The organism is uncultured Marixanthomonas sp., from assembly GCF_963974425.1.
In the GTDB taxonomy this organism is placed as follows: domain Bacteria; phylum Bacteroidota; class Bacteroidia; order Flavobacteriales; family Flavobacteriaceae; genus Marixanthomonas.
This window is the reverse complement of the sequence record NZ_CAXBCK010000002.1, coordinates 20,744-44,758: the sequence shown is the minus strand read 5'-3', so window position 1 is coordinate 44,758 and position 24,015 is coordinate 20,744. Positions and strand designations below refer to the sequence as shown.

The following is a 24,015-nucleotide window of genomic DNA, read 5'->3' as shown; positions in this document are numbered from 1 at the left end:
TAAAACTGGCATCTAGTTTATACACCCCAAGCTTCTTTCAGCTTCAATGCTGCTTCTAAACTTGATAACTTTAAATACCTTCTAAATGCTTTTTCAGTTTTATGTCCCGAAATTTTCATAATTAATTGAACATCAATTCCATCTAAATAGGCATTGGTGCAAAAAGATCTCCTACAAGTATGGGAACTTATTAATTCATATTTTTTATAGGTTTTCGATTCTTTTATGCTCCCTCTTTTGTGTTGAAGTTCTACTGGTGTATTAATATTTGCAAGTTCACCGAGATCTTTTATGCGTTTGTTAAAAACAAAACTGGTTACATTTGGAGAAGAATAACCATACTTTTTTAAAATAGCTTTAGCAAGAGGACGGAGTGGCACGATAACTTTTCCTGAAGTTTTCTTTTGTCGTATTTGTAATAAGCCATCATGTATATATTGAGGTTTTATTCTAGATATATCTGAAAAGCGGAGACCTGTATAGCACCCGATAATAAAAAAATCTTTCACTTTCTCTAACTCACTATCTGAACTACAATCAAGCTTAGAAATAGCTAAAATTTCATCACTTTTTAGGTATATATGGTCAACTTCTTCTTGTATGGTTTTATAGGCGGATAAATCAATAGGCTCTATTTTTTTAGTTTGAATACAATAGTTAAGAAAAGACTTTAAATTTTTAACGGACTTTCCAATGCTATTGTTTTTAAGTCCCACGAGCTTATCTCTGCGAACATATTCATAAGCCAGAAAATGACACCAATCGTGATAAAACTGATAAGTAAAAGACTGAAAAGTAATTTCTACCTCTCTATAATCTTGGAAAGACAGCAAGTGCTTTTTTAATGTATTGTAATCTTTAATAACATCTGCAACAACTTTATCCTCTTTATCTTCGATGAATATATCTAACTCTGTGAAAAAACCTTGAGTACTTTCATTTAATTCATCAATTGATCTATTATTAAAATGATATTTAAATTTCTTGCGTGTTAACGGTATTGCTTTTTCTTTGTAATGATAAATTATAGTGTTGACTAACTTTTCAAGTTTTTCGAATTCGGCAAACTCAAAAGGTATTTCCGCTGAGTTTTTTAGTCTTTTCTTTTTTTCGCTCCAGTGTCTCTTGGCTATTTTAATTCCTGTATCAATTTGAACACGTTTTTTTCCGTTTTCATAATATCGGATTTTTAAAGGAATATTAGCTCCGGTTTTTTTAGAATTGGCATTGATATTAAATGAAAACTTATACATAGAAAAAAATTTATCGTGCGGTAATCGTGCGGTAAATTTAAATAAATTCACTTAAATTATCCTAATTTAATGTATAATTAATTTATTAAATATTTGATTACAAGTTATATATTTAATATGCTGTAAATTGATGTAAAAGCATTAGGGTCTCGTCCAGACCGCACATTAAATTATGTAATCGCTTAGAAATCATATAGATAGCTAGGCGATTTTTTTATGGGGTAACAATATCAGTACAATGCTCTCATAAATAACTGATAGCTACAACATTACCTTCAGCCTGTTAAACACCTAAATTTTATACCTTTGTATAGTGTCCTTTAGCTATACATATCAAGATTGGAAAGAAGGTAAAATTCTTTGGAATGGAGTCGATGGTAATTGGCATAGGAGCGATTATATTGCCAAGGGCTGTATAGCCCAAATTAATTCAGAGCAAGAGAAGATTTTTGAGAGAGAAGCCAAATTAATTACTGAAAGACTTTTAGAGGACTACGTGGTTGAAAAGCGAACAGATACAAACAGGGAAACAACAATTAAAAATACATATAAAACTGTTGAAAATTTACTTGGTGGTGATGTGAATTCATTCAATGATACATCATTATTATTTGAAACTCGTGGTGATAATTACTATGAATTGTCAGATGAAATTGATAGAAAATTAATACCTCCACGGAATTGGGATGATTTCGATGAAAGTGAAATTAGGTCAATCCAAGATGCCTACGAAAATTATAAAAATAGAGGTGATCAATGGAATTATAAAACTGTTCAAACACCGATTATTGAAATACTAAACAAGCACATTGATTATATAGGTGAGGTTAATGCCAAAGCGTATCTAGACTACTCCAACCATTTAAGAAAATTCAATGGAGAAGTATACAATTCATTTGATACACATATTTCTGAATACAGGTTATCTAAAATAAGAAGTAAACTGAAGAAAGGTAATTTCATTGATGAAAGGACTAACAGTATTTATTTCGAAAGAGTGTTTCAGAAAAAATATATTTTCAGAAGTGAAAGAATAAATTGGATTGGAACCAAACAATCACTTCGCTGTTTCATACAAAAAATTGAAACTTCCTTTGAAAAAACCGATACCAGAAGCAAATGGGGTACACTACAAAACTGTTTCATTTATAATGGTGAGGAAATAGAGCCTGATACTATCCGCAAAGCGAAACCAACCAAAAAATCTTTGACTGAAGTTAACTTACTTACCAAGCTTCTGAATAATTTCGGGTTTTAACGACAAATCTACCTCACTCTTCAAAATTCTTTGCAACGTTAAAGTCTATTTAATATAGTAATCTCACTTATTATAGGCGACAACAAAATATAAGTCATTTTAAGGCTTGTTCATCATTTCTACTTTTATCAAAAATTCAAAGAAATGGCAAGTAGTCAAGATGATACAAACTCTCTTATGAAGCTCTTAATTAAAGAGGTTGCAGCCGAAGCTTCAAAGCGATTAGTATCAGCCGTTGAGCAGCATCTCGAGAACAAAATTGCAAACGCTCTAAAAGGTCAAAAACTACTTGTTGATTCCGATGAATTAGCAAAACAGCTAATGGTTTCAAAATCTACAATTGTCAAATTGCGCAAGCAAGGTTTACCTACAATTCGAATTGGTGATAGTGTGCGTTTTGATCCAGAAGATGTTTTGCTTTTTATTAATAACAGTTTTAAAAATAAGCCAGATGATAACAAAGGATAAGCTGAGCAGATCAGCAATACTAGAATTAACAGAAGGAGGTTGGATATATTTCATTTCTCTTTTTCCAGAACTACCAAACGCTAAGATTAATGACAATCGATGTAAGAATATAATTAATCACCTTCGTGGAGAACAAAATGCTTCTTTGAGCTGCTATCATAAAGATGATAGGTGGATTTTACATGATCATGGGGATCCAGATTGGAGTGGTGACGTTTTTACAATCTACGGATTGATAAATAATGTTACTGAGTTTCCAAAAATAATAGAAGGTATTTATCGTGAAATTACTGGAGAGGAACCACCTGCTTTAGATACTAGGTCAACATCTAATATTGAAGAAGTGAAGCTTCCAGAAGGAGTAGATTTTGAGATTGAACCCATAGACTTTAAAAGTTTAGAAAAAGCTGAGAATGATTTTTTAGAAAAATTTCATATAAAAATAGAAGCTATGAAAGAATATAATTCCAAGTTTTTATCTTCTTATTCATTTAGAGCCAAGAGCGGGAAGCAGTACCGTATTAAGAAAAAGGTTGGCGAAGTGTTAATTGCATATGAATACGCAGAGTCTGTTAAAATTTATAAACCATTTGACAAAGAATATAAATTTACTTGGTTAGGTGATAAACCAAAAGATTACGTGTTTGGTTTGTCTATGCTGAATAACTTAAATGATGAGCATAAAAAATATAAAAATGAAAAATATCCCGACGAGAACAAAAAACTGAGTTTGTTACTATGTGCAGGAGAGAAAGATACCTTAGTCGCTAGGTCAATGGGGCTTAACTCAATATGTTTAAACTCTGAAAGCACTTCTTTTTTCCCTGAAGTATTATATATTCAGTTGTTGGATTTGAATGATTTTTTAGCTGATAAATTTCAACTACTTGTGCTATATGATATTGACAAGGCAGGTGTAAAATTTGCTAATAGAATTGAAAGTAAACAAGGAAAGTACGATTATAACTTAAAAGTTATTGAGTTACCAGAAAAACTAGCAGAGAAAGAAGGTAAAGACTTAGCAGATTGGGTTTCATTAGGGTTTTCAAAGGAAGAGTTGATAGATATTGTCAATAACCCCGTATCTCCTATTTCAGACATTTCCCCTAGCGAACAGATTAAAGACGACAGTACTTCACTAGAAGAAAATCAAGGAAAAAGTAAGAGTCAAAATGAAAGTTCTGAAAATACTAATTTACATCTTGAAACTGAAATTTCAGATAATATAGTAGAAGGCTTACCTTCATTTTTTCGAGAAGCTATTGGTCCATTTGAAAAGGAATATCGGACTATGATGACTTTAGCTTTTATTACAGTATTAGGTTCTGTAACTAAAAATGTATTTACAAACTTCCGACGTGATAGGCTTTATCCAAATTTATACACTGTAATTATTGCACCTCCTGCATCAGGGAAGAGCTTGATAAAATGGGCTAGAAAACTGATTATGCCTGTTGAAGATTTTTTGAACAAACGTAGCGAAGGTTTTGCAAAAAGTTATGAGCATGATCTTGAATTAGTAAATAATGGTGAAATGAATAAATCCGAACTAGGGAAAGAACCGCCCTATGTTCTTCATTTAATACCTACAGATATTACTTCCGCAATGTGGATAAAACAAATATCTGACAATGATGGAGAGGGGCTTATGTATGACACAGAAATTGATGGTCTCGTTGAATCAAATAGTGGAAACTTAAGGTCATTTACTGATTACCTCCGGAAAGCCTATGAAGGAGAGCCACTATCACTCATGCGAAAAACAGATAGAGAAAGGATTTTAGTTAATGAAGGTAAGATGTCCATGCTAATTTCTGGAACTCCTGGTCAATTTACTAAACTCATTCCAGATGCTGAGAATGGTTTATTTAGTAGAATAGTACCGTGCAAATTTTCAGGCAAAAATGAATGGCAAAATGTATTTGAGCCAGATGAGTTTGATCTTCAGTCCCATTTTGAAAGTTTATCTAAAAGAGTTCTTAAATACTATATGCATCTTGATTCATTTCCAGAACCAATTAAATTCAGTCTTTCAAATGAGCAAAAAATAAAGCTTGATAAAGTATTCTCGAAAAGACTTAAAAAAATCAACTACGAAGCTGGTCTGGATGGTAGAGCGACTGTAATGAGGCTAGGAGCAATTACTGTTAAGATAGCAATGATACTTACAATGTTTCGAAGGTTTGAAAATGATGAGGTTTTCAATCAAAATCCTTGTCATACAGATGACTTTAACTCTTCTTTAAAAATTTCTGAAATAGTGTTAAGCCACGTTTTATCAACTTTAAAAATGATGAAAGACGAAAAAATTGAAAATTCTTATCGAGGGAAAAAGCGAGATTACTTTTATGCCTTGCCAATTACATTTACATATAGAGAGTCACAAAATATTGCAGAAGAACTTGGTATTAACTTGAAAACTGCTGAAAAGTGGATTTATAGTTTTCGAAATAAAGGCTTTCTTATAAACCCTGAAAAAGGGCACTATAAAAAAGTAGCATAATAGGTAGCCCTATTCGTTGTCTATGGGCAACGGATGGGGGTACTTTATCCTAATCGTTAAATATAATCGTCTATGGCAACATTCAAGTTTATAATTAGAAAGAACAAATCATCAATTAACAAGGATGGTACTACACTTTTGTTTTTGAGATATACACATAAAGGTAAAACTTCTTATTTCACTACCAAAAAAAGAATTCCCGTTAACTCTTGGGATCAAGATGGACAGAGAGTAAAAAGATCATATAACGGTCATTCAACACTAAATATGTATCTGTCTAAATTTAGGCAACAGATAGAAAACATCGTAAACAAAGCTTTATTTGATTCAATAGAGCCTACAACTAATTTTGTGCGTAATAAATATGATTCAGAAAATAGTAGAGAGGGGAAAGAGAAGAAACAGGAGATAGATTTATCTTTTGAGCAATTTGCGCTTCAGTTTATAAAAGAATCTAAAAGAACTAAAAAGCCTTCTACAATTAGAAGTTACAACGACTTCATTAATATACTTGACCTATATAAAAAGAGTAGAAAAAGAAGAAAGCTTGTTTGGGAAAGCTTCAACATGGATTGGTATTATGATTTCATGGATTTCTATGTTTACGAGAGAGGAGCGAATAACAATACATTTGGAAAAATGATAAAAACGTTAAAAACCTTTTTGAATGCAGCAACAGATCAAGGCTGTAATTCAAACTTAGAGTTTAGAAATAAGCGTTTTAAAGTTTACCAAGAAGAAGTAACCAATATCTATTTAAATGAAAAAGAGATTCAAAAGCTATTAGACATTGATTTGTCAAATAATTTAAAGAGACAGACTATTAGAGATTTGTTCGTTATAGGATGTTATACAGGATTACGTTTTGGAGATTTCAAACAAATTAATCAGAAAAATATAAGTAACGACCGCTTGAAGATAAAAACCCAAAAGACTGGAAAGTATGTTGTTATTCCTTTTCACCCGATAGTAAAGGACATTATCAATAAGTATGATGGCAAATTGCCAAGATCCTATTGTAATAATATTATAAATACTGAATTAAAAGCCTTAGGTAGGTTAGCCAAATTTAATGAGAATGTGATTCAAGTTCGGATGCATGGAACGGAAAGAAAAGAAACAAAATATAAAAAATGGCAGTTAATCTCTACTCATTGTGCTAGAAGATCGTTTGCAACTAATTTATTTAAACAAGGTTTCCCCGCTATAAGTATTATGAAAATTACTGGGCACAAGTCTGAAAAAACTTTCATGCGGTATATTAAAGTTACCGAGGACGAAGTAGCAACAATGCTGGAAGAGCATTGGAGTGATAATTTAAAAAAAGCAGTTTAACTTAATCGTATTATTATGACAAAAACACAATTAGTAAAGATAATAGACAATCGTATTCAAAATATGGCTACAAAAGGGGTTTATTACCCAAGAAGATTGAAACCAAAATGGGATAGCTTAAAAAAGGTGAGTGAAAAAATAGAATTATTTGAAAAGTACTTAGATAGCAGTACTTCTTCAATAGGCTTTCTAAGGTTAATGAAAGTAAACCTGCCTAATAAAACTCTTGAGTCAATTATTATAGAGAATAAGAGTTGTTGTGATATATTAAGTATTGATGATCCATATCAAAAATGCATTAACAAATTCAAAAAATATAAGAATGGAAAAGATTATCTAATTATTAAAGGAATAAGCTAAGGGCCGCTCTGTTAAAGAGTGCTTCATATAGTTAGCGGTTAAGTACATTAAGTTGTATTTTTACAGTGCTTAAAATCAAAAGCTATAAGAAAATAAAGAATTAGACATATAGATTTAGCGTTAGCTGTTGTTCTGTTTGAGAAAATCGCCAGTTTTTAAAACCACATGAATAACAAGTTCTAATGCTCACGCTATGGCGTGGGTTAGTACTTGTTTGTGGTTGGGTGTCTGGCGATACCTCTTAAGCGACAAGGTTTGAAACCCCACGCTTCTTTATTTATAATAACCACTAAGGGGTTCGGTGATCATATCAAACAAAAAATGAAGAATTTAATTTTAATATTACTTTTATTTACTGTTTTTAACTCATTGTCTCAAGAGGTAGAATCTAACTTATTTAAAAGCTATTTTATTAAAGAAAAAGACTTAACAGCTGATAGAATAGTTAAATTTAATAACAAGTTTAATATTGAGCAGAAAAGTGAAAATCAATTTAAACTTGAACTAAGTATAGGTCAGGATATTTTAAATGCTCAAGTAAGCTTTATTGAAAAGACATCTTTTGGTGGCACAAGCTATTACCAATATGATGGAAATGCGATGATAAATGGAGAGCCTAATAGAATTTCGATTGAATCTAGTGTTGGACTAGAAAGTTTCGCAAAAGGCTTAGGCTATAAAGAGTACTCTAATCAAGATTTACAATTGTTCGAAATTCATTTTTTTTACTGGGCTAGTAATATCGAAGAGCCTCTAATTAAATCAAATTTTTACTTATATCCAATTAACAATCTAGCTCAAGGTGATAGAGATTATATTAAAACGAATGACAGTAAGAAAATCAATTTAAAACACGTACTAAAGAGAGAAAAGGTCAACAGTAAAATAACCGGAACTTATGATTTAAATGACTATATAGCTTTTAGAGTTATAGAGTTAGAAAACAATCAAATTTTATTTTCCCTTAGTTTTGGTGCCATTGGTTATATAGAAGGTTTAAGTCATTTTGAAAATAAAATTTCTGTTTTTGAAAATAATGTTTTTGGGCCTTGCAAATTTCAAATTACTTTTAAGAAAAATAATCAAATTGCAATAAAAACAGTTAAAGGGAATGGCGGGAGTGATTGTGGGTTTGGTAATAGAGCTTACATATCTCACGAGGAACAGCTTTATGTTAAAGTCAGTAATGAAACTCCTAATATAAGAAAGGCTCGATAGTATATACTAAGTTTTCTTTCAGTGTCTTTTTATTATAGAGGAAGGCACTCAAAGAAACTTCAGCTATGGAATAACATATAAAGAAATACGACATAACCTCTTTGCTAAACTCTACTTATAAGTATTCTATTGTTTTGCAGTGTAAAGTCCCTCTCATTAATTTAGATAAGCAACAGTTATTTTTATATTTTAGATAAAAATTTTAATCTAATGGAGAAGAGTAATTTAATTTTAGAATTTGAAACTGATTTAAGGAGTAAGATTAATGAAATGAAAAATAAAAAAATTCATAATCCATCTTTATTCTTAAATATGGCTAATGAGGAAGGATGGTATGAAGCCACCAAGAAATTAATTTCAAAACCTAAAAACACTACTGGGTTTACAGATTTACTTTTGAAAGGCAGAACAGATCTCTCCTTAGAAAGTTTAGTAGTGCAAAAAAAGTACAACTCTTTATTTTCTAATGAAGAAATAAAAATGTGTCAAAGTAGACTTTCTTAGATTTACTAACCAATCTGCTTACTAAAAGGAACAAATGCACTTGTAAGAGAAGAAGTGTAATGATCATTATCATTTACTGTAATAATTTCAGTTGTATATAACCATCCCCCTGGTACTCTTCGAACATTAGTGTTTTTATATTCAGCATTATCAATTGTTACCTCTTCGTTTAATGCAAGCTGATATATATTTTTCATAATTAAATTAATTTATACTTAAAGATCCTTTATACTTATCAAATAACAAACTTTAATCATAAAAACTTATAACAAAGCTCAATTAATTAAAAGGGTATCATTGCAGAGTAGAAATTATCGTTACCGCAACAACTATTAATTTACTTTCCCTCTTTTTTTTACCAGTAATTGCTACAAAAATCGTTACCGAATAAAGTTGGCAAACATTTAAAGCATTATATTTTAACGTTTTATAATAATAAGTAAGCGGTCTGAAATAGACTTATAAAAAATAAATATCTTTGGTTTTGAGTTTTCCTCTTGGTAACAATTTGATAATAGTACATTTTGTTTATTACATCAAGTATTTTAAAGGATAATTTAGCAAGATTATTAATTTACAAAAACATTTATGCCATTAAGATTTGCTACACATAGTAAGAGAGTTCAAAAAATAGCTGTTGAGCATGGATGGGAGCCATCAGCGAGGTATACTAATCTAAGAGACGTGCAAGATTTTGATAATGTAAACTTTATTGACATAGACTTTAAGAATTATGACTTCGATAAGCACTTAGATGCAGTAAAAGCAACAAAACCACATTTAACTGTGGCACAGGATGTTATTCATTTAGGAGAATTAGATCGAACTCTTGATCAAGCTGAAGAGTTAAATAAACATGCTGATAAAGTTATTATAGTTCCTAAGGCTATAGGTTTTGAAGGGATATTGGAATCCGCTATACCTAAAAATTATATTTTAGGATATAGTCTGCCTACTAAATATGGAGGAACAGAACTTAAACCAAAAGAATTTAAAAGACCTGTACACCTTTTAGGCGGGAGACCAGACACACAAAGAAAATTAGGTGATTTAATGAATGTATATAGTTTTGACTGTAATCGATTTACATTAGATGCTAAGTTTGGAGATTACTTTGTTGGTACAAAGTTTGTTCCACACCCAATTGGCGGATACGATAATTGCATAAAAGATTCAATAAAAATGATTAACTTACTGTGGGAAAATTATAGTTATGAATCCAAGTTTTGATGAAAAAGACCGAAAGGATTTTCTAATCCAAATGTACAATCAGCTTTGTTCTGAAATAGACAGGCATATAAAAATTATATGGCAGATTGTAGGTGTGCTTTTAAGTGCTTTTGCAATATTTGCACTTGTTGAAAAAGATATTATTTCAATTGATATTGCATCTGATATATTAGTTCTTGTATGTGGATTGAGTATAGCAATTATTATAGAATCAAACTATTGGTATAATAGAAATCTTGTTATTATAGCTAATATTGAACGTCAATTTCTAAAGGAATCCGATGCAAAAGAAATACATTACTATTTCACAAAACATAGGAAAAATAATTCATACATAGATATGATGAAAATTCAAATATGGTTTATTATAATTCTTCTCTGTGTTATCTTAGTGTATCATTTTTCAGAACAAGTGTTACCCTATATAAATTTAGATGCTTCTAATTTTTCACCAATAAAAGCGACACCATATATAGTTGTTTTAGTTGGCTCAATTGTACTGTTAAGATTTCATAAAAAAAGGATAAAAAATTATAATGCGTTTATTAAAAATTCTCCAGGAGTTCATCAAGAAAATTCAAGTGACTTTGAATCCAATTCGGATCATACAACGTAAGTAGCCCTATTGGATTAAGATAATTATCCCTAAACCTTGATTTTGCCTTGCAATCGCTATGGTTTAATTACTATATTCGATTAGGTTTGTTATATTTACAAAGGTCATTTCATTAGAAAAATGACAAATTGAATGATAAATTCCCAGCTATCGGTATATACTGGTAGCTGTTCTTCTAAAATATAATTATGAATCAATATGAAACTTTACTTCGCCATGTCTATGAAAATGGTAAGGATAAATCCGATAGGACAGGAGTAGGTACGAGAAGTGTTTTTGGCTATCAAATGAGATTTGATTTAAATGAAGGATTTCCTTTGGTAACAACAAAAAAAGTACACCTTAAATCGATTATTCATGAATTATTGTGGTTTTTAAAAGGTGATACAAATATTAAATATTTAACGGATAACGGAGTGACTATTTGGAACGAATGGGCAGATGAAAATGGAGAACTTGGGAGTATTTACGGATATCAATGGCGCTCATGGCCAACGCCAGATGGAAGACATATTGATCAAATATCTAATATAATAGATACGATAAAAAGCAACCCAGATTCTAGACGAATAATTGTAAGTGCTTGGAATGTTGCAGATATTGATAAAATGGCATTACCACCTTGTCATACGCTTTTCCAGTTTTATGTCTCTGAAGGAAAACTATCCTGTCAGTTGTATCAAAGGAGTGCTGATTTATTATTGGGAGTCCCATTCAACATAGCATCTTTTGCATTATTAACCATGATGATTGCAGAAGTTTGTAATCTGGAATATGGAGATTTTATTCACACATTTGGTGATGTGCATATTTACAAAAATCATTTCGAGCAAGTGAAATTACAACTAAGTAGGAACCCTAAACAATATGCAAATATGATTATAAATAAAGAGGTGAAATCAATTTTTGATTTTGAATATAATGATTTTACATTAGAGGGGTATGACCCCTACCCTCCAATAAAAGCTCCAATAGCAGTATGATAGGAGTTGAAATATTTTCGGGTCCAGGAGGGATGGGCTTAGGTGCAAAGTATGCTGGTATTGATATTGCTTTGGCAGTTGAAAAAAATTTCTATGCAGCACAAACATATCTGGAGAATCATAAAGGTACTACAGTTGTTCCAGAGGACATTAAGAATATTCAAGAATTTAGCTTTAAAAAGAAAAGTCAAGGAGTAGTACTTTTTGGTGGACCACCTTGCCAAGGATATTCTAATGCCAATAGAAAAACTAGATTTACAAATAATCCGAAGAACTGGCTATTTATGGAGTTTATGAGGTCAGTTGATATAGTTAAGCCAGATTGGGTGGTTATTGAAAATGTTCCAGGGTTAAAAAACTTAGACAAAGGGTTTTTTCTAGAAGAAATATGTAATAATCTACACTCTAGGGGTTACACACCTAATTTTAAGATTTTAAATGCTGTTGATTTTGGTGTTCCTCAAAAAAGAGAAAGAATATTTATTGTTGCTTCATTACATGGTATAGCTTTTGAATTTCCTATAGGGAATTTTAAGGATAAAATAGTAACAGTAGATGAAGCATTTTCAGACTTACCTTTCTTAAATAACGGTTCTAAAGAAGATGTTTTAACTTATAAGTGTAAGGCAGAATCAGATTATGCAAAATTAATGCGTGGTAAAAAGAGAAAAGTATCTCAAAACTACGTGTCAAAAAATTCTGATTTGGTAATTGAAAGATATAAACATATACGACAAGGTCATAATTGGAGTGATATTCCATTAGGTTTAATGGCAAATTATACAGATCCCTCTCGTTGCCACCATGGTATTTATAGAAGATTGAAGTCTGACGAACCAGCTTATGTAATTGCAAATTACAGAAAGAGTATGTTGATACATCCAACTGAAGATAGAGGCTTGTCAATTAGAGAGGCTGCAAGATTACAATCTTTTCCAGACAATTATATATTTAAAGGGCCATTAGTGCATATACAGCAACAAGTAGGGGATGCGGTTCCCCCATTACTCGCGAAGGCAGTTTTCGAAGAAATAATTAATATAAGTTAATTAAATAATGAATTTAAACAATTCTACATTAGATGATTGGTTAATATCACCAAGTAGTGACTTTTTAAAAAGGGGAGGTGATGATTTTGAATATCATTCGAAATATGATGTTTTTAGAAGTTATTTAGGAAATGGTTTACATAATGAAGTGACAAAACAAGCTATTTATAATGAAATTAAAAATGAGCAAGATTTTGATAAAGTTATTTGGCTAAATGACCATGGTCCAAAACATATTAAAGCGGTTATTGAGAGAGCTAGTCAATTATTAGATACCGGTAAAGATGATATTCAAAATTTTATTTACAGTTTAAATGCTAGAGAAGTCTTCTTATTATTAAATGCAATCCAAGTTCATGATATTGGAAATTTTTATGGTAGACATAATCACGAAAATAGAGTCTTGGACGCTATTAAAAATGGTTTAACACCAATTTTATTCGATATAACTGAAGTAAAATATATTAATGATATTGCAAGAGTGCATGGTGGAAAAGTTAAATATAAAGACGGTTCGAAAGATAAAAACACCATAAGAACTATAAGGAAGGAAATAATGTCGAATAGTTATCCGATTCGGCTTCAAATGTTGGCTGCTATTTTAAGATTTGCTGATGAACTAGCCGAAGAAAAACAAAGAGCAGATATTAACAGTTTAGAAAACGGTAGCTTACCTAAGGGTAGTGAAGTATTTCATGCTTTTTCAGCTTGTATAGACTCTATAAATGTAAACCATCCAAAAAGCACTGTGGAGGTACATCTCAAGATACCTAAAAAATATGTTACTCGTACTTTTGGTAAGCTTGTATTTGAAGAAGGTAAAAAAAGAATAATTAATGTATTTTTATTAGATGAGATTTATAAGAGAATTTTAAAAATGCATTATGAGAGAATTTATTGTTCAAAATTTTGGAAAGGAATGATTGAAATTGAAAACATTTGGGTTCAAATTGAATTCTACAAAGACTTTGATGCCTTATCAGAAACTCTAGATTTTAATGAATTAAACGTGCATAAAGATATTACATTTAATTTGCATGATAATTATTATCCAATTGAAGGAGATAAAAATATCTTTGATCATTGTCCAGAATTGATTTATGAAAATTCGTCAAAAATAACAGGTGAAAGCTTAAAACTAAGAATCGAAAAAGATGAATAAAAATCCATTTGAATTTAAATATCCTGATGATATCAACCCTAATGATGTTATTGATTTATTTGTTCCAGTTTTCGGTGAATATTATAGTGTGCCTGTTGTCGGTCATACATTCATAAACGGAGCAAGAGGGTCGGGTAAAAGTATGATGTTTCGTTTTATGAAACCAGATTGCCAGGTCTTAGTAGATGATGAAGGGATAAGATTAAAAGAACCTAGAAAAATATGTGATATTGGCTATTTTGGGATTTATATACCAATTAAGAAAGGACATTTAAATAAAACAGATATTAAGCTAAATAATAAACATGGAGAGGCTTTACTAAATGAGCATTTCATGGTCATTAATTTTGCTTTATCAATATTTAAGGAACTTTCAGAAGCTGGTTTTGAAGATAATGATGTTAATAGAAAGGCTCTTGCTTATTTCTTTAATAATGTTTTTGTGAAATTTCTGAAATATTCTGGTTATGATGAAAGCAAAGTTTTAGATAAAGATAATCCAATACAAAATACCTTTGAGAATATTATAGATACGTTAAGATCTGTATCCAGTGAGTTTCAACATGGTTATATTAAAAAACTAATAGGTTCTACAGAACCAATACCATATAATGGTGCTCTATTGTTGTACTCTGATTTTCTTTTTGAGATTTTAACAAGAATTAGGAAGCTGCCATTTATGCCAACTAAACCAATTTATTTATTAATCGATGATGCAGACGAGCTTTCAGAAACACAAAGAAAAATATTGAATTCGTGGGTGTCATTAAGAACTACTAATGAGGTAAGCTTGAAGATTTCTACACAGCTTAAATATAAGGTATTTAGTACGATAAATGGCTCCAGAATTGACACTCCACATGATTATTCTGAAGTTAATGTAAATGATATTTATACAACCAAAAAAGATCTGTATTATAAGAGGGTAAAAGAAATAGTTGAGAAAAGATTGATAAAGTATGATTATAAAATAACTGACCCGGAAGTTTTTTTTCCAGTTGATGAAGCCCAGAAGAATAAAATTGAAGCGATAAAAGACCAGTATATCAAGGAGCAATTAGAATCAGGTAAAACAGAAGGGCAAGCTTATGACTTTGCGTATAGATACGCTGAACCAGATTTTATAAAGGGACTTGGGGGTAATAGATATACATATAGTTATGCTGGTTTTAAGCAGTTAGTAAATATTTCATCTGGAATTGTAAGAGAGTTTATAGACTTTGCTTCTGAAATGTATGTTGGAGAGTTATCAAGGACAGATGAAAGAGAATTTGAATTCATAAGTCCTTCAGTTCAAAATCATGAAATAAAAAAATATTCTAGAAAAAAAATGGAATCAGAATTTGATAAATATAAGAAGGAAGCAGCGAATAAAGGTGACATGGATAAATTGAGAAATTTAATTATGGGTATGGGTGGTTTATTTCAAAAAATAATAGTGTCAAATGCATCAGAAAGAAGAGTTTTTTCTATTGCCTTAAACGATGAGCCAAATGAAGAATTATCAAGGATAATTGATTTGGGAATTCAACATGGGTATTTACAAAAATCTATGATAGGTAATAAGTATGGAACTGGTAAATCAAGGCTATATATTCTAAATAGAATTTTATCTCCTCATTTTGGATTAGATCCTTCTAGTTTTGCAGGTTACAAGTTTATGGATGCTTCGATATTAAAATTAGCTCTTGAAAATCCAAGAAAATTTATATTAGCAATAATTAAGGATATTGACGGAGCTATAGATGATGGTCAAATATCTATGTTTAATGAAATTGATGATAGCCATGTTTTATAATTTCAATGAATTCAGTTCAAATGTAAATGATTTGTCAATAAATGTATTCATATGTTCAGCTAGTTTTGAAGATAGATGCTTTGTTATACCAAAACTTATAGAGGAATCAGATGTCAAAGAGAGCTATATTTTTTTTAATGAAAATGAAGCAAAAAGTATTTGTGTTAATGCAGAAGAATTAAGTAATTTATTAGAAATAAAATCTAATCGTGTAGCGTTAAACTCTAATGATGCAATATCAAACTATATTGAAATAATGAGAGTGATTAATGATATTACTCATAATTATAAGAAGCCTAATATATTAATCGATACAACCACTTTTACTCATGAGTCTTTATTAGTATTAATTAGGCTGATTGAAAATAAGAAACAATTATTAGGTAATGTTTTTTTGAGTTATGTTGGTGCCAAAGAGTATTCTGTAAATGACGAAAAAGATGAGGATAAATGGTTGTCAAAAGGAGTTGATGAAATAAGAACTATAATTGGATTTCCGGGTTTTACAGATCCAACGAAGAAAAATCACTTAATTATTTTATTTGGCTTTGAATATGATAGGACACTCAGAATTATTGATGAGTATGAATACGATTCTATTACTTTGGGATTTGGAGACCAACCTATCGAAGATAATCATATGAAAATTAATTTTGAACGTCACAAACGACTCTTATCAAGGCATCCTGAAGCTAGTGAATTTAAATTTTCTCTTACCGATCCTTCAGAAACTAAAAATCAATTGCTGGAATATATCGAAAAAGAAAAATTATCTGACAAAAATATTGTTATAGCGCCAATGAATAACAAAATTTCTACTGTTGGAGCAGGTTTTGCTGCTATTTCAAATCAAAATATTCAGCTGGCATATGCGAAAGCTAGTTTATATAATACTGAGGGATATTCTTCCCCTAGTGATAATATATATTTTTTTAAAATTGATTTTGAATAATTTTAGCTTACAACCTTAATACAATAGATTACCAGTTTTATTAAAGCTATCGTATTATATCTTTCAAACAAAAAGCAAAAAGTTTTTTCATTGCACTTACCAAAAAATAACCAAGGATATGTGCCTATAATGGACTATTATTTTTGCATATACATCACCAGCCAATTCTCAAAGCTGGAATAACAAGATTAAAGTGTAAAATAATTTACCTCAATAAAGTTTAGGATTACAATAATTTAATGCTAAATTTGCCAAAAATTAAAGTAATTGAAGGCAATTTTTGATAGTCATTATAAAGATGTTGTGTTGTCCTCATTAATTTGAGGAAGTGGTTCAGAGTAATCTGACCGATGAAAGGCTTTTCCAAATGGAAAGGCTTTTTTTGTTTGGGGCTTTTAGTATATTTAAATAAAATTAAAGATTTATGAGCACTTTACAAGACTTAGTTGGTAGAACTGTCAATATAGATATTGAAGGTCTTCAAGAGGGTAATGAACCCCTTGAAATGGCATTTGTAATTACTGATGTGCGCTTAAATGATTACTATTTTATAGAAAAACCATTTGAACAAATTTTTATTGAAATTTCTGCAACTCCAGTTAACTTTGAGACCTTGGATAAAGATTTAAAAGAGTGGTGGATAGATAATTATTCCGATCATTATTTTTCACTTGAAGAGTTAAAATGGCATCCCGATTATAATAAAAAAGTTAAGTGAGGGCTTTATATAGTGTGGTTAGAATACAAAAATCAGTACAATGTTTCTAAGTGTATCGAGATGTTCTGAGATATGGATATAAATAATCACATGCAATTTTAGTGTATAGAGATGTGTAGAGCGTAATTAGCATCCCTTTTCAACCCGCTCGTCCAGACCGCTACTTTTACTTCAAAGAAGTAGATAAACAAAGTTGTGTTGTCCCGATTAAGTTCGGGAAGTGGTTTAGAAATAGACCGATGAGAAGCTTATCCATATGGATGGGCTTTTTTTGTTTTAAAATGCTTCCATATCATAGCTTTTCTTTATTTCTAAAAAATTAACAAGTAGATTACGTCTAACTTCTAGATGTTTTAAAATTTGATAATGAGAAGATTAAGGCTATAGTTGGTTTTGTGGTTAACAGCAGCTTCAGTTTCATTAGCAATAATAGGCTTTCAACTCTTATTTTATGGGTACTTTTGCGCATAATTGACAATAAATTTTGTCAGTTTATTTATAATCTATTAAAAATTTTAAACATTATGATTAAAAAATTACTATTTGCGTGTATTATAACTTTAGGGTTAAACTCATTTGCCCAAACTGTTGTTTTTGAAGAAGATTTTAATGACGAAAGTACTTGGGGTTCTTGGATTTTAGCAGATTTAGATGAAGATGGCGAACTTTGGGAATTTGCCGATGCTGAATTTCAAGAAGTAGAGTCGTTTAATGGAGGGTTTGTTTGGTCTTTTTCTTGGTATTTGGAGGCATTTACTCCAGACAATACGTTAACAAGCCCGAATATCTCATTGCTAACAGAAAATAATTTAGAATTAACTTTTAAGGTTGCTGCGTATGAAGATGAAGAGGTGTTTCAAGAGCACTATGCTGTGTATGTTATCCCAGCAGCATCAGAATTCTCTGGAACTGAAGAGCCTGTTTTTGAAGAAACGCTTGATGCTCCTTATTATAATCCTGCTAAAACTGTAAATGTTGACATTTCTTCGTTTGCTGGTCAAGAAGTAAAGTTGGTTTTTAGACATTACGATTGTACAGACATTTTTTACATTGGAATGGATGATGTACAAATAACACAATCTGAATTAGGTGTTGATGGTGTTCAAAAAGAAAACATAAAAGTATATCCTAACCCTACAACAGATATTGTTTCTGTTCAGGGAATACAAGATGTAAATAAAATTCGTGTATTCAATCTTCAAGGAAAGTTATTAAAGGAAACGAGTGCTTCAGAAATAAACATCGAGCAATTCCAGGCGGGGACGTATCTAATCAATTTCTATACGGACAAAACAGTATATTCAAGAAAGGTTATTAAAAAATAATTTTTTTAATAGAAAGCATAAAAAACCCGAAACGTTTGTTTCGGGTTTTACTTTTTTAAAGAAAATTAAAAATTAATTATCGTTATCGGTCTTAACCTTCATTTTGGTTTCGCCGTCTTCTTCTTTAATTTTTACTTTTTTGTCTTCGGTTTCCATTTTTATTTTGGTTTCATCACCGTCAACTTTTTTCTCTACTTCAGCACCTTCGTTCTGCATTTCTTCTACCATTTCTTCAGCTTCTGTCTTTTCTTGATCGCGACAAGAAGTTAATGGGGCTAAGAATAATGCAGCTAAGGCAATCATTGCTATTTTTTTCATAATAACTCGTTTTAGTTACTGGTTAAAATTTGGTTTACATGTCATCAGTACCACCGGTGCCTGTATTTTCTTCCACTTCATTAACACCTTCTTCGATAGCATCTCCTGTGTCATTCACAGCATCTTCAACTGCATCACCAGCATCGTCCATAGAATCTTCTACATCATCTGCTACGTCTTCTACGTCGTCTGCTTTTTTGTTGGTGTCTCTACAAGACACGAAAGTGGTGCTAAATGCGACTACTAATGCTAAACTTAAAATTACTTTTTTCATGATTTTTGGGTTTTTGTTGTTAGGTTACTATATTTAGTTATCATCGCCAATTTTGTCAATCTCTTCGTTAACTTCTTTGTTAACTTCCTTATCAACTTCTTTGGCAGTTCTTTCTAAAATTCCTTCAGTTTCATCAGCTGTTTCTTCAGTTTCTACTTCTACTTCACGAACAACTTCTTTAGTTTCCGTTTTGGTCTCTCTACACGAAGTTGTAGAGAAGCCTACTAATGCCAATGCGGCTACAATAATTACTTTTTTCATAATTGGTTTGTGTTAAATTACACAACAAATCTATGTATTTTAACAGTTGGCATATTGTAAAGTTTTATTAAAATTTGAAACGAAAGTCTTTAAAATAAGTAGTTTTAGAGGAAAAAATGAACTTTAAAGACCTATATCAATTTCTACGGAAACTTCAAAAAAATAATAATAAGGAGTGGATGGACGAACATCGCGGCGAATATCATGCCGTGCGCGATTCGTATATTGATTGGTTAAACGAAATGAATATAAAATTAGCCGCTATTGATCCAGATTACACGCCTACCAATGGAAAAAAAGCCATCAACCGAATAAATAATAATTTAATGTTTCACCCAAACAAACCTATTTATAAAGACCATTTTGGGGCGGGTTTGGACCAAGAAAGTAAACAAGGCGATTTCTACATACATTTAGGAGTAAATGAATCATTAATAGGCGGGGGCTATTGGCACCCTTCTTCCAAAATTTTGAAAAGCATTCGAGCAGCGATAGATTATAATGGAGAAGATTTGAAAAACATTCTGAATAAAAAGAGCTTTAAAACCATGTTTGGTGAAATGATAGTTGATGATCCTCTTAAAACATCACCTAAGGGGTACACTCAAGACCACAAACATATAGATTTGCTTCGGCGAAAATCGTTTGCAGTCTCCTGTCCACTTACTCAAAAGGAAGTAATGGCATCAAATTTTGAAGAAAAAGTCATTGCTATTTACAAAGAAATGTTGCCTTTTAGGCGTTATTTAAATCAGGCCGTTACGGTGTAATTTAGTTATATAATCTAAAGTAATATTTGTCGCGCCGGTATTGCTATTCACAAAATGCCCCGCAATCATCCCGGTTTTTTCCCTGAAACTTCCGTTTGTAACCAGCTTGGTTAAAATTTCAGTGCATTCTGTTGCTGAATCTACAACAAAAAGTCCAGCTAATTGCTGTAACCGCTTGGCTTCAGGAAAGTTTTCAAAATTCTTTCCAATTACAATAGGAATCCCAAAAGTGGCGGGTTCTAATATGTTATGCAGTCCAGTTTTGCCCATTGCACCACCTACATACGCAATATCGGCATAGCTATAGATTTTGGTCAATAAGCCAATAGTGTCAATTATAAAGACAGAATAATCTGCTAAGTTTTTTCCTTCTTTTTCTGAATATAAAACCGAAGGGCCTTTCAGTTTTTTCCTAAACTGCTCAATTTTTGAATCAATAGTATGAGGCGCAATAATAAACTTTACATCTTCCGTAGCTTCATTAATATAATTCAGCAAAATGGCTTCATCTTCTGGCCAAGTGCTTCCGCAGACAATACAAAGCGAATTTTCTTTAAATGCTGAAATAAAAGGTAAGGAGTTGTCGTGTTCAATTTGGTGTGAAACACGATCAAAACGAGTATCTCCACTCACAGTCACATTGGTGATGTTAATATGTTTCAATAGTTTTTCTGAAGTTTTATCCTGCACAAAAATATGATCAAAACTTTTTAGAGCCTTTCGCATAAAACTACCGTGACCTTTAAAAAACACTTGCCCTTCCCTAAATAACCCTGAAATTAATAGGGTAGGAATGTTGCGATTTTTCAATTCGAAAAGATAATTTGGCCAAAACTCATACTTTACAAATAGAACAAGTGATGGATGAACAGCGTTTATAAATTTTTTGGCGTTAGAAATTGTATCTAATGGAAGATAAATCACCACATCGGCCACTGGGGTGGTTTTCTTTACTTCGTAGCCCGATGGTGAAAAAAATGAAACCACTATTTTATGATTTGGAAATTCCTTTTTTACAACCTCCATGATGGGTAGGCCTTGTTCAAACTCCCCTAATGATGCGCAATGAAACCAAATAGTTTTATCTTCAGGAGTAATGTGTTGTGACAAATTTTCAAAAACTTGTGTTCTACCTGACACAAAAAGCTTCATTTTTTTACTGAAATACTGTGCTATCCATAAAAACAGGTAACTAATTCGGGTTAAAAAACTATATAAAATACGCATACTTGGAATTTACACCGCTAAAATACGGTATTATACTATTATTGGAAATTTATAGTTATATCTATTGAAGTTTTAATAGCAAAATCCTCTTTTTTTCTGAAAATCCTATTATAAACAAGAGCAGTCTGTGACTTATTTCCCCGTGAATTTCAAAATAAAATTGGTTTAACAAAAAATTAGTACGATTATAAATGGTTGGCACGGTTTTTTATATAATTTAGAACATTAAAATAGAAGAAGAAAGATATGCGAATTATGAAAAAGAATTTAAAGGTACTGTTCCTTGCTGTATTTGTTGCGGTCGCATCATGCAGTTTTACGACTAAAGAGTTTAACGATACTGATAAAGATAAAGTACTTATAGACCTTATAACGTATGTATTGCAAAAAGGGCATTACAGTCCGTCAGATATAAACGATGAGTTTTCTGCAGAGGTTTATAAAGATTTTATAACTGGGTTAGATCCATTAAAAAGATACTTCCTTGCTTCAGATATTGAAGAGTTCAGTAAATACAAAACTGAGATTGACGACCAAATAAAAAGTAAAGACCTTACGTTTTTCAACTTGGTGTACAATCGTTTGCAAGAACGGATGGAAGATGTGAAAAAAATCTACCCTGAAGTACTAAACACTCCTTTTGATTATACAAAAGACGAATCCATAAATGTGGATTATGATAATATTGATTACGTATCTTCAAAAAAAGAACTAAAAGAACGCTGGAGACAACAGCTTAAGTTTTCCACTATTTCTACTTATTATGATAATGTTGAGGAAAATAAAACAGCAGCTGCTGATAATGATTGGGAAGAAAACGAAGACTTTAAACCTGAGAGTGAAGAAGAATTAGAAATTGAAGCTCGCGAAACTTCAAAAACTTCATTAGATGAGTATTTCGATTTCACACAAGATTTAGAACGAAAAGATTATTTCTCAATCTATTTAACCACGATTGTTGAAGAGTTTGATCCGCATACCAATTATTTTGCTCCGCCAGATAAAGATCGTTTCGACCTTAGAATGAGTGGACGTTTAGAAGGTATTGGGGCAAGGCTTCAAAAGAAAAACGATTATATAAAAGTAATCGAAGTAATAAGTGGTGGTCCAGTATGGCGTGGTGATCATCTTCAAGTAGGAGACTTAATCACCAAAGTTAGACAAGAAGACGAAGATAAGGCTGTGAGTATAGTGGGAATGCGTGTTGACGATGCCGTAAAACTGATAAAAGGACCCAAAGGTACAAAAGTGACGTTAACGGTAAAACGTGTAGATGGCGCTATTGAAGAAGAAACTATTACTCGCGATGTAGTAGAATTAGAAGAAACGTATGCTAAATCTTCTCTTATTGAAAAAGAGAACAACAATTATGGGCTTATAAACCTTCCGCAGTTTTATTTTAATATGGAAGACTATAAAGAGCGAAATGCCGCTAGCGACGTAAAAAAAGAAATTGAACGCCTTAAAGAAGAAGGTATAGAAGGATTGGTTCTTGATCTTCGTGGAAATGGCGGAGGTTCTCTACGCACCGCAGTAGATATTGCTGGTCTTTTTATCGAAGAGGGACCTGTAGTTCAGGTAGCTTCTAACGGTAAAAAAGAAGTGTTGGAAGATGAAGACGACGCAATCGTATGGGATGGGCCATTAGTAATTCTAGTTAATGAGCTTTCAGCTTCAGCTTCTGAAATTTTAGCTGCAGCGATGCAAGATTACGAACGTGCTATTATATTAGGAAGTAAACAAACCTACGGTAAGGGTACTGTTCAAAATGTATTGGATTTAAACCAATGGATTAGAAAAAGTGATATGGGCGATATGGGAGCTTTAAAAATAACAACTCAAAAGTTCTATAGAGTTAATGGTGGATCAACACAGCTTGAAGGTGTAAAAAGTGATGTAGTTATGCCAGATCAATACAGTTATTTTGATGTAGGGGAACGCGATTACGATAATCCGCTGCCATATGATAAGATAGACTCAGCTGATTATAAAAAATGGGATGGTTACATTGACTATAAGGAAACCATTAGCAAGAGTAAAGCCCGTATGGAAAAAAATGCACAACTTCAATTAATAGATGAAGATGCAAAATGGATAAAAGCACGTCGCGATGAGTCTGAAGTTCCACTTAACTTTGACAAATATGTAGCCGACATAGAGAAGCGAAAGGAAGAGACAAAAAAGTTTGAAGAGATAGATAAATATGATAATAAATTAGATTATAAATCGCTTCCTTACGAAATTGAAATGATGAGGCAAGATACCACCCTTCGTGAAAAACGTAAAAGGTGGCACACAAATCTTGCTAAAGACATTTATGTTGAAGAGGCAATTAACGTTCTTAGAGACCTGAAAATAAATAATATTAAAGCCGGAAAAATGGCAGATATTAAAAATTAAGTTGCGTTATAAGTGTTGTAAGTAAAATGGAAA

At 31.5% G+C, this 24,015-nt stretch carries 24 protein-coding genes; 18 read left to right on the top strand and 6 right to left on the bottom strand.

All coding sequences use genetic code 11. The features are described from left to right. Positions 1–17: 17 nt before the first annotated feature. Positions 18–1,253 (bottom strand): tyrosine-type recombinase/integrase, encoded by a 1,236-nt coding sequence (locus AACZ92_RS00925; RefSeq protein ID WP_339695881.1) that lies wholly within the window; start codon positions 1,251–1,253, stop codon positions 18–20. 313 nt (positions 1,254–1,566) lie between these two features. On the opposite strand from AACZ92_RS00925, the gene AACZ92_RS00920 reads away from it, so the two are divergent. The 7 genes from AACZ92_RS00920 to AACZ92_RS00890 all read left to right on the top strand — a co-directional run bounded on the left by AACZ92_RS00920 (position 1,567) and on the right by AACZ92_RS00890 (position 8,899). Next, positions 1,567–2,511 carry a hypothetical protein gene (locus tag AACZ92_RS00920; RefSeq protein WP_339695878.1) on the top strand — a complete coding sequence of 315 codons (945 nt, stop codon included), beginning with the start codon at positions 1,567–1,569 and terminating at the stop codon, positions 2,509–2,511. 144 nt (positions 2,512–2,655) lie between these two features. Further along, positions 2,656–2,979 carry a helix-turn-helix domain-containing protein gene (locus AACZ92_RS00915; RefSeq protein WP_339695875.1) on the top strand — a complete coding sequence of 108 codons (324 nt, stop codon included), beginning with the start codon at positions 2,656–2,658 and terminating at the stop codon, positions 2,977–2,979. Next, complete coding sequence (locus tag AACZ92_RS00910; protein ID WP_339695872.1) at positions 2,963–5,482, top strand: DUF3987 domain-containing protein; 2,520 nt, start codon at positions 2,963–2,965, stop codon at positions 5,480–5,482. Before AACZ92_RS00915 ends, AACZ92_RS00910 begins: the two co-directional genes overlap by 17 nt. A 72-nt stretch (positions 5,483–5,554) precedes the next feature. Continuing rightward, a complete protein-coding gene (locus AACZ92_RS00905) occupies positions 5,555–6,817 on the top strand; it encodes a tyrosine-type recombinase/integrase (RefSeq protein WP_339695869.1) in 1,263 nt (420 codons plus the stop codon). 15 nt (positions 6,818–6,832) lie between these two features. Next, complete coding sequence (locus AACZ92_RS00900) at positions 6,833–7,177, top strand: hypothetical protein (protein ID WP_339695866.1); 345 nt, start codon at positions 6,833–6,835, stop codon at positions 7,175–7,177. 321 nt (positions 7,178–7,498) lie between these two features. Continuing rightward, complete coding sequence (locus tag AACZ92_RS00895) at positions 7,499–8,395, top strand: hypothetical protein (protein WP_339695863.1); 897 nt, start codon at positions 7,499–7,501, stop codon at positions 8,393–8,395. Positions 8,396–8,605: 210 nt separating this feature from the next. Continuing rightward, the gene (locus tag AACZ92_RS00890) at positions 8,606–8,899 is read left to right on the top strand and encodes a hypothetical protein (protein ID WP_339695860.1); all 294 of its coding nucleotides are present in this window, start codon (positions 8,606–8,608) and stop codon (positions 8,897–8,899) included. Between the two features lie 5 nt (positions 8,900–8,904). On the opposite strand, the gene AACZ92_RS00885 is transcribed toward AACZ92_RS00890, so the two are convergent. Beyond that, positions 8,905–9,096: a hypothetical protein gene (locus AACZ92_RS00885; RefSeq protein ID WP_339695857.1), complete on the bottom strand. Its 192-nt coding sequence runs from the start codon at positions 9,094–9,096 to the stop codon at positions 8,905–8,907. Positions 9,097–9,487: 391 nt separating this feature from the next. Between AACZ92_RS00885 and AACZ92_RS00880 the strand changes: the two genes are divergently transcribed. The 9 genes from AACZ92_RS00880 (at position 9,488) to AACZ92_RS00840 (ending at position 18,732) form a co-directional block, all read left to right on the top strand. Further along, complete coding sequence (locus AACZ92_RS00880; protein WP_339695854.1) at positions 9,488–10,129, top strand: DUF6610 family protein; 642 nt, start codon at positions 9,488–9,490, stop codon at positions 10,127–10,129. Next, positions 10,113–10,745 (top strand): hypothetical protein, encoded by a 633-nt coding sequence (locus AACZ92_RS00875; protein WP_339695851.1) that lies wholly within the window; start codon positions 10,113–10,115, stop codon positions 10,743–10,745. Before AACZ92_RS00880 ends, AACZ92_RS00875 begins: the two co-directional genes overlap by 17 nt. Positions 10,746–10,933: 188 nt before the next feature. Further along, a complete protein-coding gene (locus AACZ92_RS00870) occupies positions 10,934–11,728 on the top strand; it encodes a thymidylate synthase (RefSeq protein WP_339695847.1) in 795 nt (264 codons plus the stop codon). Beyond that, positions 11,725–12,777, top strand: coding sequence for a DNA cytosine methyltransferase (locus tag AACZ92_RS00865; protein ID WP_339695845.1), 1,053 nt, complete (start codon positions 11,725–11,727; stop codon positions 12,775–12,777). Before AACZ92_RS00870 ends, AACZ92_RS00865 begins: the two co-directional genes overlap by 4 nt. A 7-nt stretch (positions 12,778–12,784) precedes the next feature. Next, positions 12,785–13,939: a hypothetical protein gene (locus tag AACZ92_RS00860; protein WP_339695842.1), complete on the top strand. Its 1,155-nt coding sequence runs from the start codon at positions 12,785–12,787 to the stop codon at positions 13,937–13,939. After that, on the top strand, positions 13,932–15,737 hold the full coding sequence (locus tag AACZ92_RS00855; RefSeq protein ID WP_339695839.1) for a hypothetical protein: 1,806 nt from the start codon (positions 13,932–13,934) through the stop codon (positions 15,735–15,737). Before AACZ92_RS00860 ends, AACZ92_RS00855 begins: the two co-directional genes overlap by 8 nt. After that, on the top strand, positions 15,709–16,689 hold the full coding sequence (locus tag AACZ92_RS00850; protein ID WP_339695836.1) for a hypothetical protein: 981 nt from the start codon (positions 15,709–15,711) through the stop codon (positions 16,687–16,689). Before AACZ92_RS00855 ends, AACZ92_RS00850 begins: the two co-directional genes overlap by 29 nt. 424 nt (positions 16,690–17,113) lie before the next feature. Then, entirely contained in the window at positions 17,114–17,407 is a 294-nt protein-coding gene (locus AACZ92_RS00845; protein ID WP_339695834.1) for a hypothetical protein, read from the top strand. Between the two features lie 524 nt (positions 17,408–17,931). Further along, a complete protein-coding gene (locus AACZ92_RS00840; RefSeq protein ID WP_339695831.1) occupies positions 17,932–18,732 on the top strand; it encodes a choice-of-anchor J domain-containing protein in 801 nt (266 codons plus the stop codon). Between the two features lie 72 nt (positions 18,733–18,804). Here AACZ92_RS00840 and AACZ92_RS00835 read toward each other — a convergent pair whose 3' ends face one another. The 3 genes from AACZ92_RS00835 to AACZ92_RS00825 are packed head-to-tail and all read right to left on the bottom strand — an operon-like array spanning position 18,805 to position 19,585. After that, positions 18,805–19,050, bottom strand: a complete 246-nt coding sequence (locus AACZ92_RS00835) for a hypothetical protein (protein WP_339695828.1) — start codon at positions 19,048–19,050, stop codon at positions 18,805–18,807. Positions 19,051–19,084: 34 nt separating this feature from the next. Next, positions 19,085–19,324 (bottom strand): hypothetical protein, encoded by a 240-nt coding sequence (locus AACZ92_RS00830; protein WP_117158437.1) that lies wholly within the window; start codon positions 19,322–19,324, stop codon positions 19,085–19,087. A 33-nt stretch (positions 19,325–19,357) separates the two neighbouring features. Beyond that, on the bottom strand, positions 19,358–19,585 hold the full coding sequence (locus tag AACZ92_RS00825; protein WP_339695822.1) for a hypothetical protein: 228 nt from the start codon (positions 19,583–19,585) through the stop codon (positions 19,358–19,360). A 116-nt stretch (positions 19,586–19,701) separates the two neighbouring features. On the opposite strand from AACZ92_RS00825, the gene AACZ92_RS00820 reads away from it, so the two are divergent. After that, entirely contained in the window at positions 19,702–20,355 is a 654-nt protein-coding gene (locus tag AACZ92_RS00820; RefSeq protein ID WP_339695819.1) for a DUF2461 domain-containing protein, read from the top strand. On the opposite strand, the gene AACZ92_RS00815 is transcribed toward AACZ92_RS00820, so the two are convergent. Next, on the bottom strand, positions 20,332–21,507 hold the full coding sequence (locus AACZ92_RS00815; RefSeq protein ID WP_339695817.1) for a glycosyltransferase N-terminal domain-containing protein: 1,176 nt from the start codon (positions 21,505–21,507) through the stop codon (positions 20,332–20,334). The two genes, AACZ92_RS00820 and AACZ92_RS00815, sit on opposite strands and share 24 nt — an antisense overlap. 330 nt (positions 21,508–21,837) lie before the next feature. Here AACZ92_RS00815 and AACZ92_RS00810 point away from each other — a divergent pair, with 330 nt between their 5' ends. Next, on the top strand, positions 21,838–23,982 hold the full coding sequence (locus AACZ92_RS00810) for a carboxy terminal-processing peptidase (protein WP_339695815.1): 2,145 nt from the start codon (positions 21,838–21,840) through the stop codon (positions 23,980–23,982). Positions 23,983–24,015 lie beyond the last annotated feature (33 nt).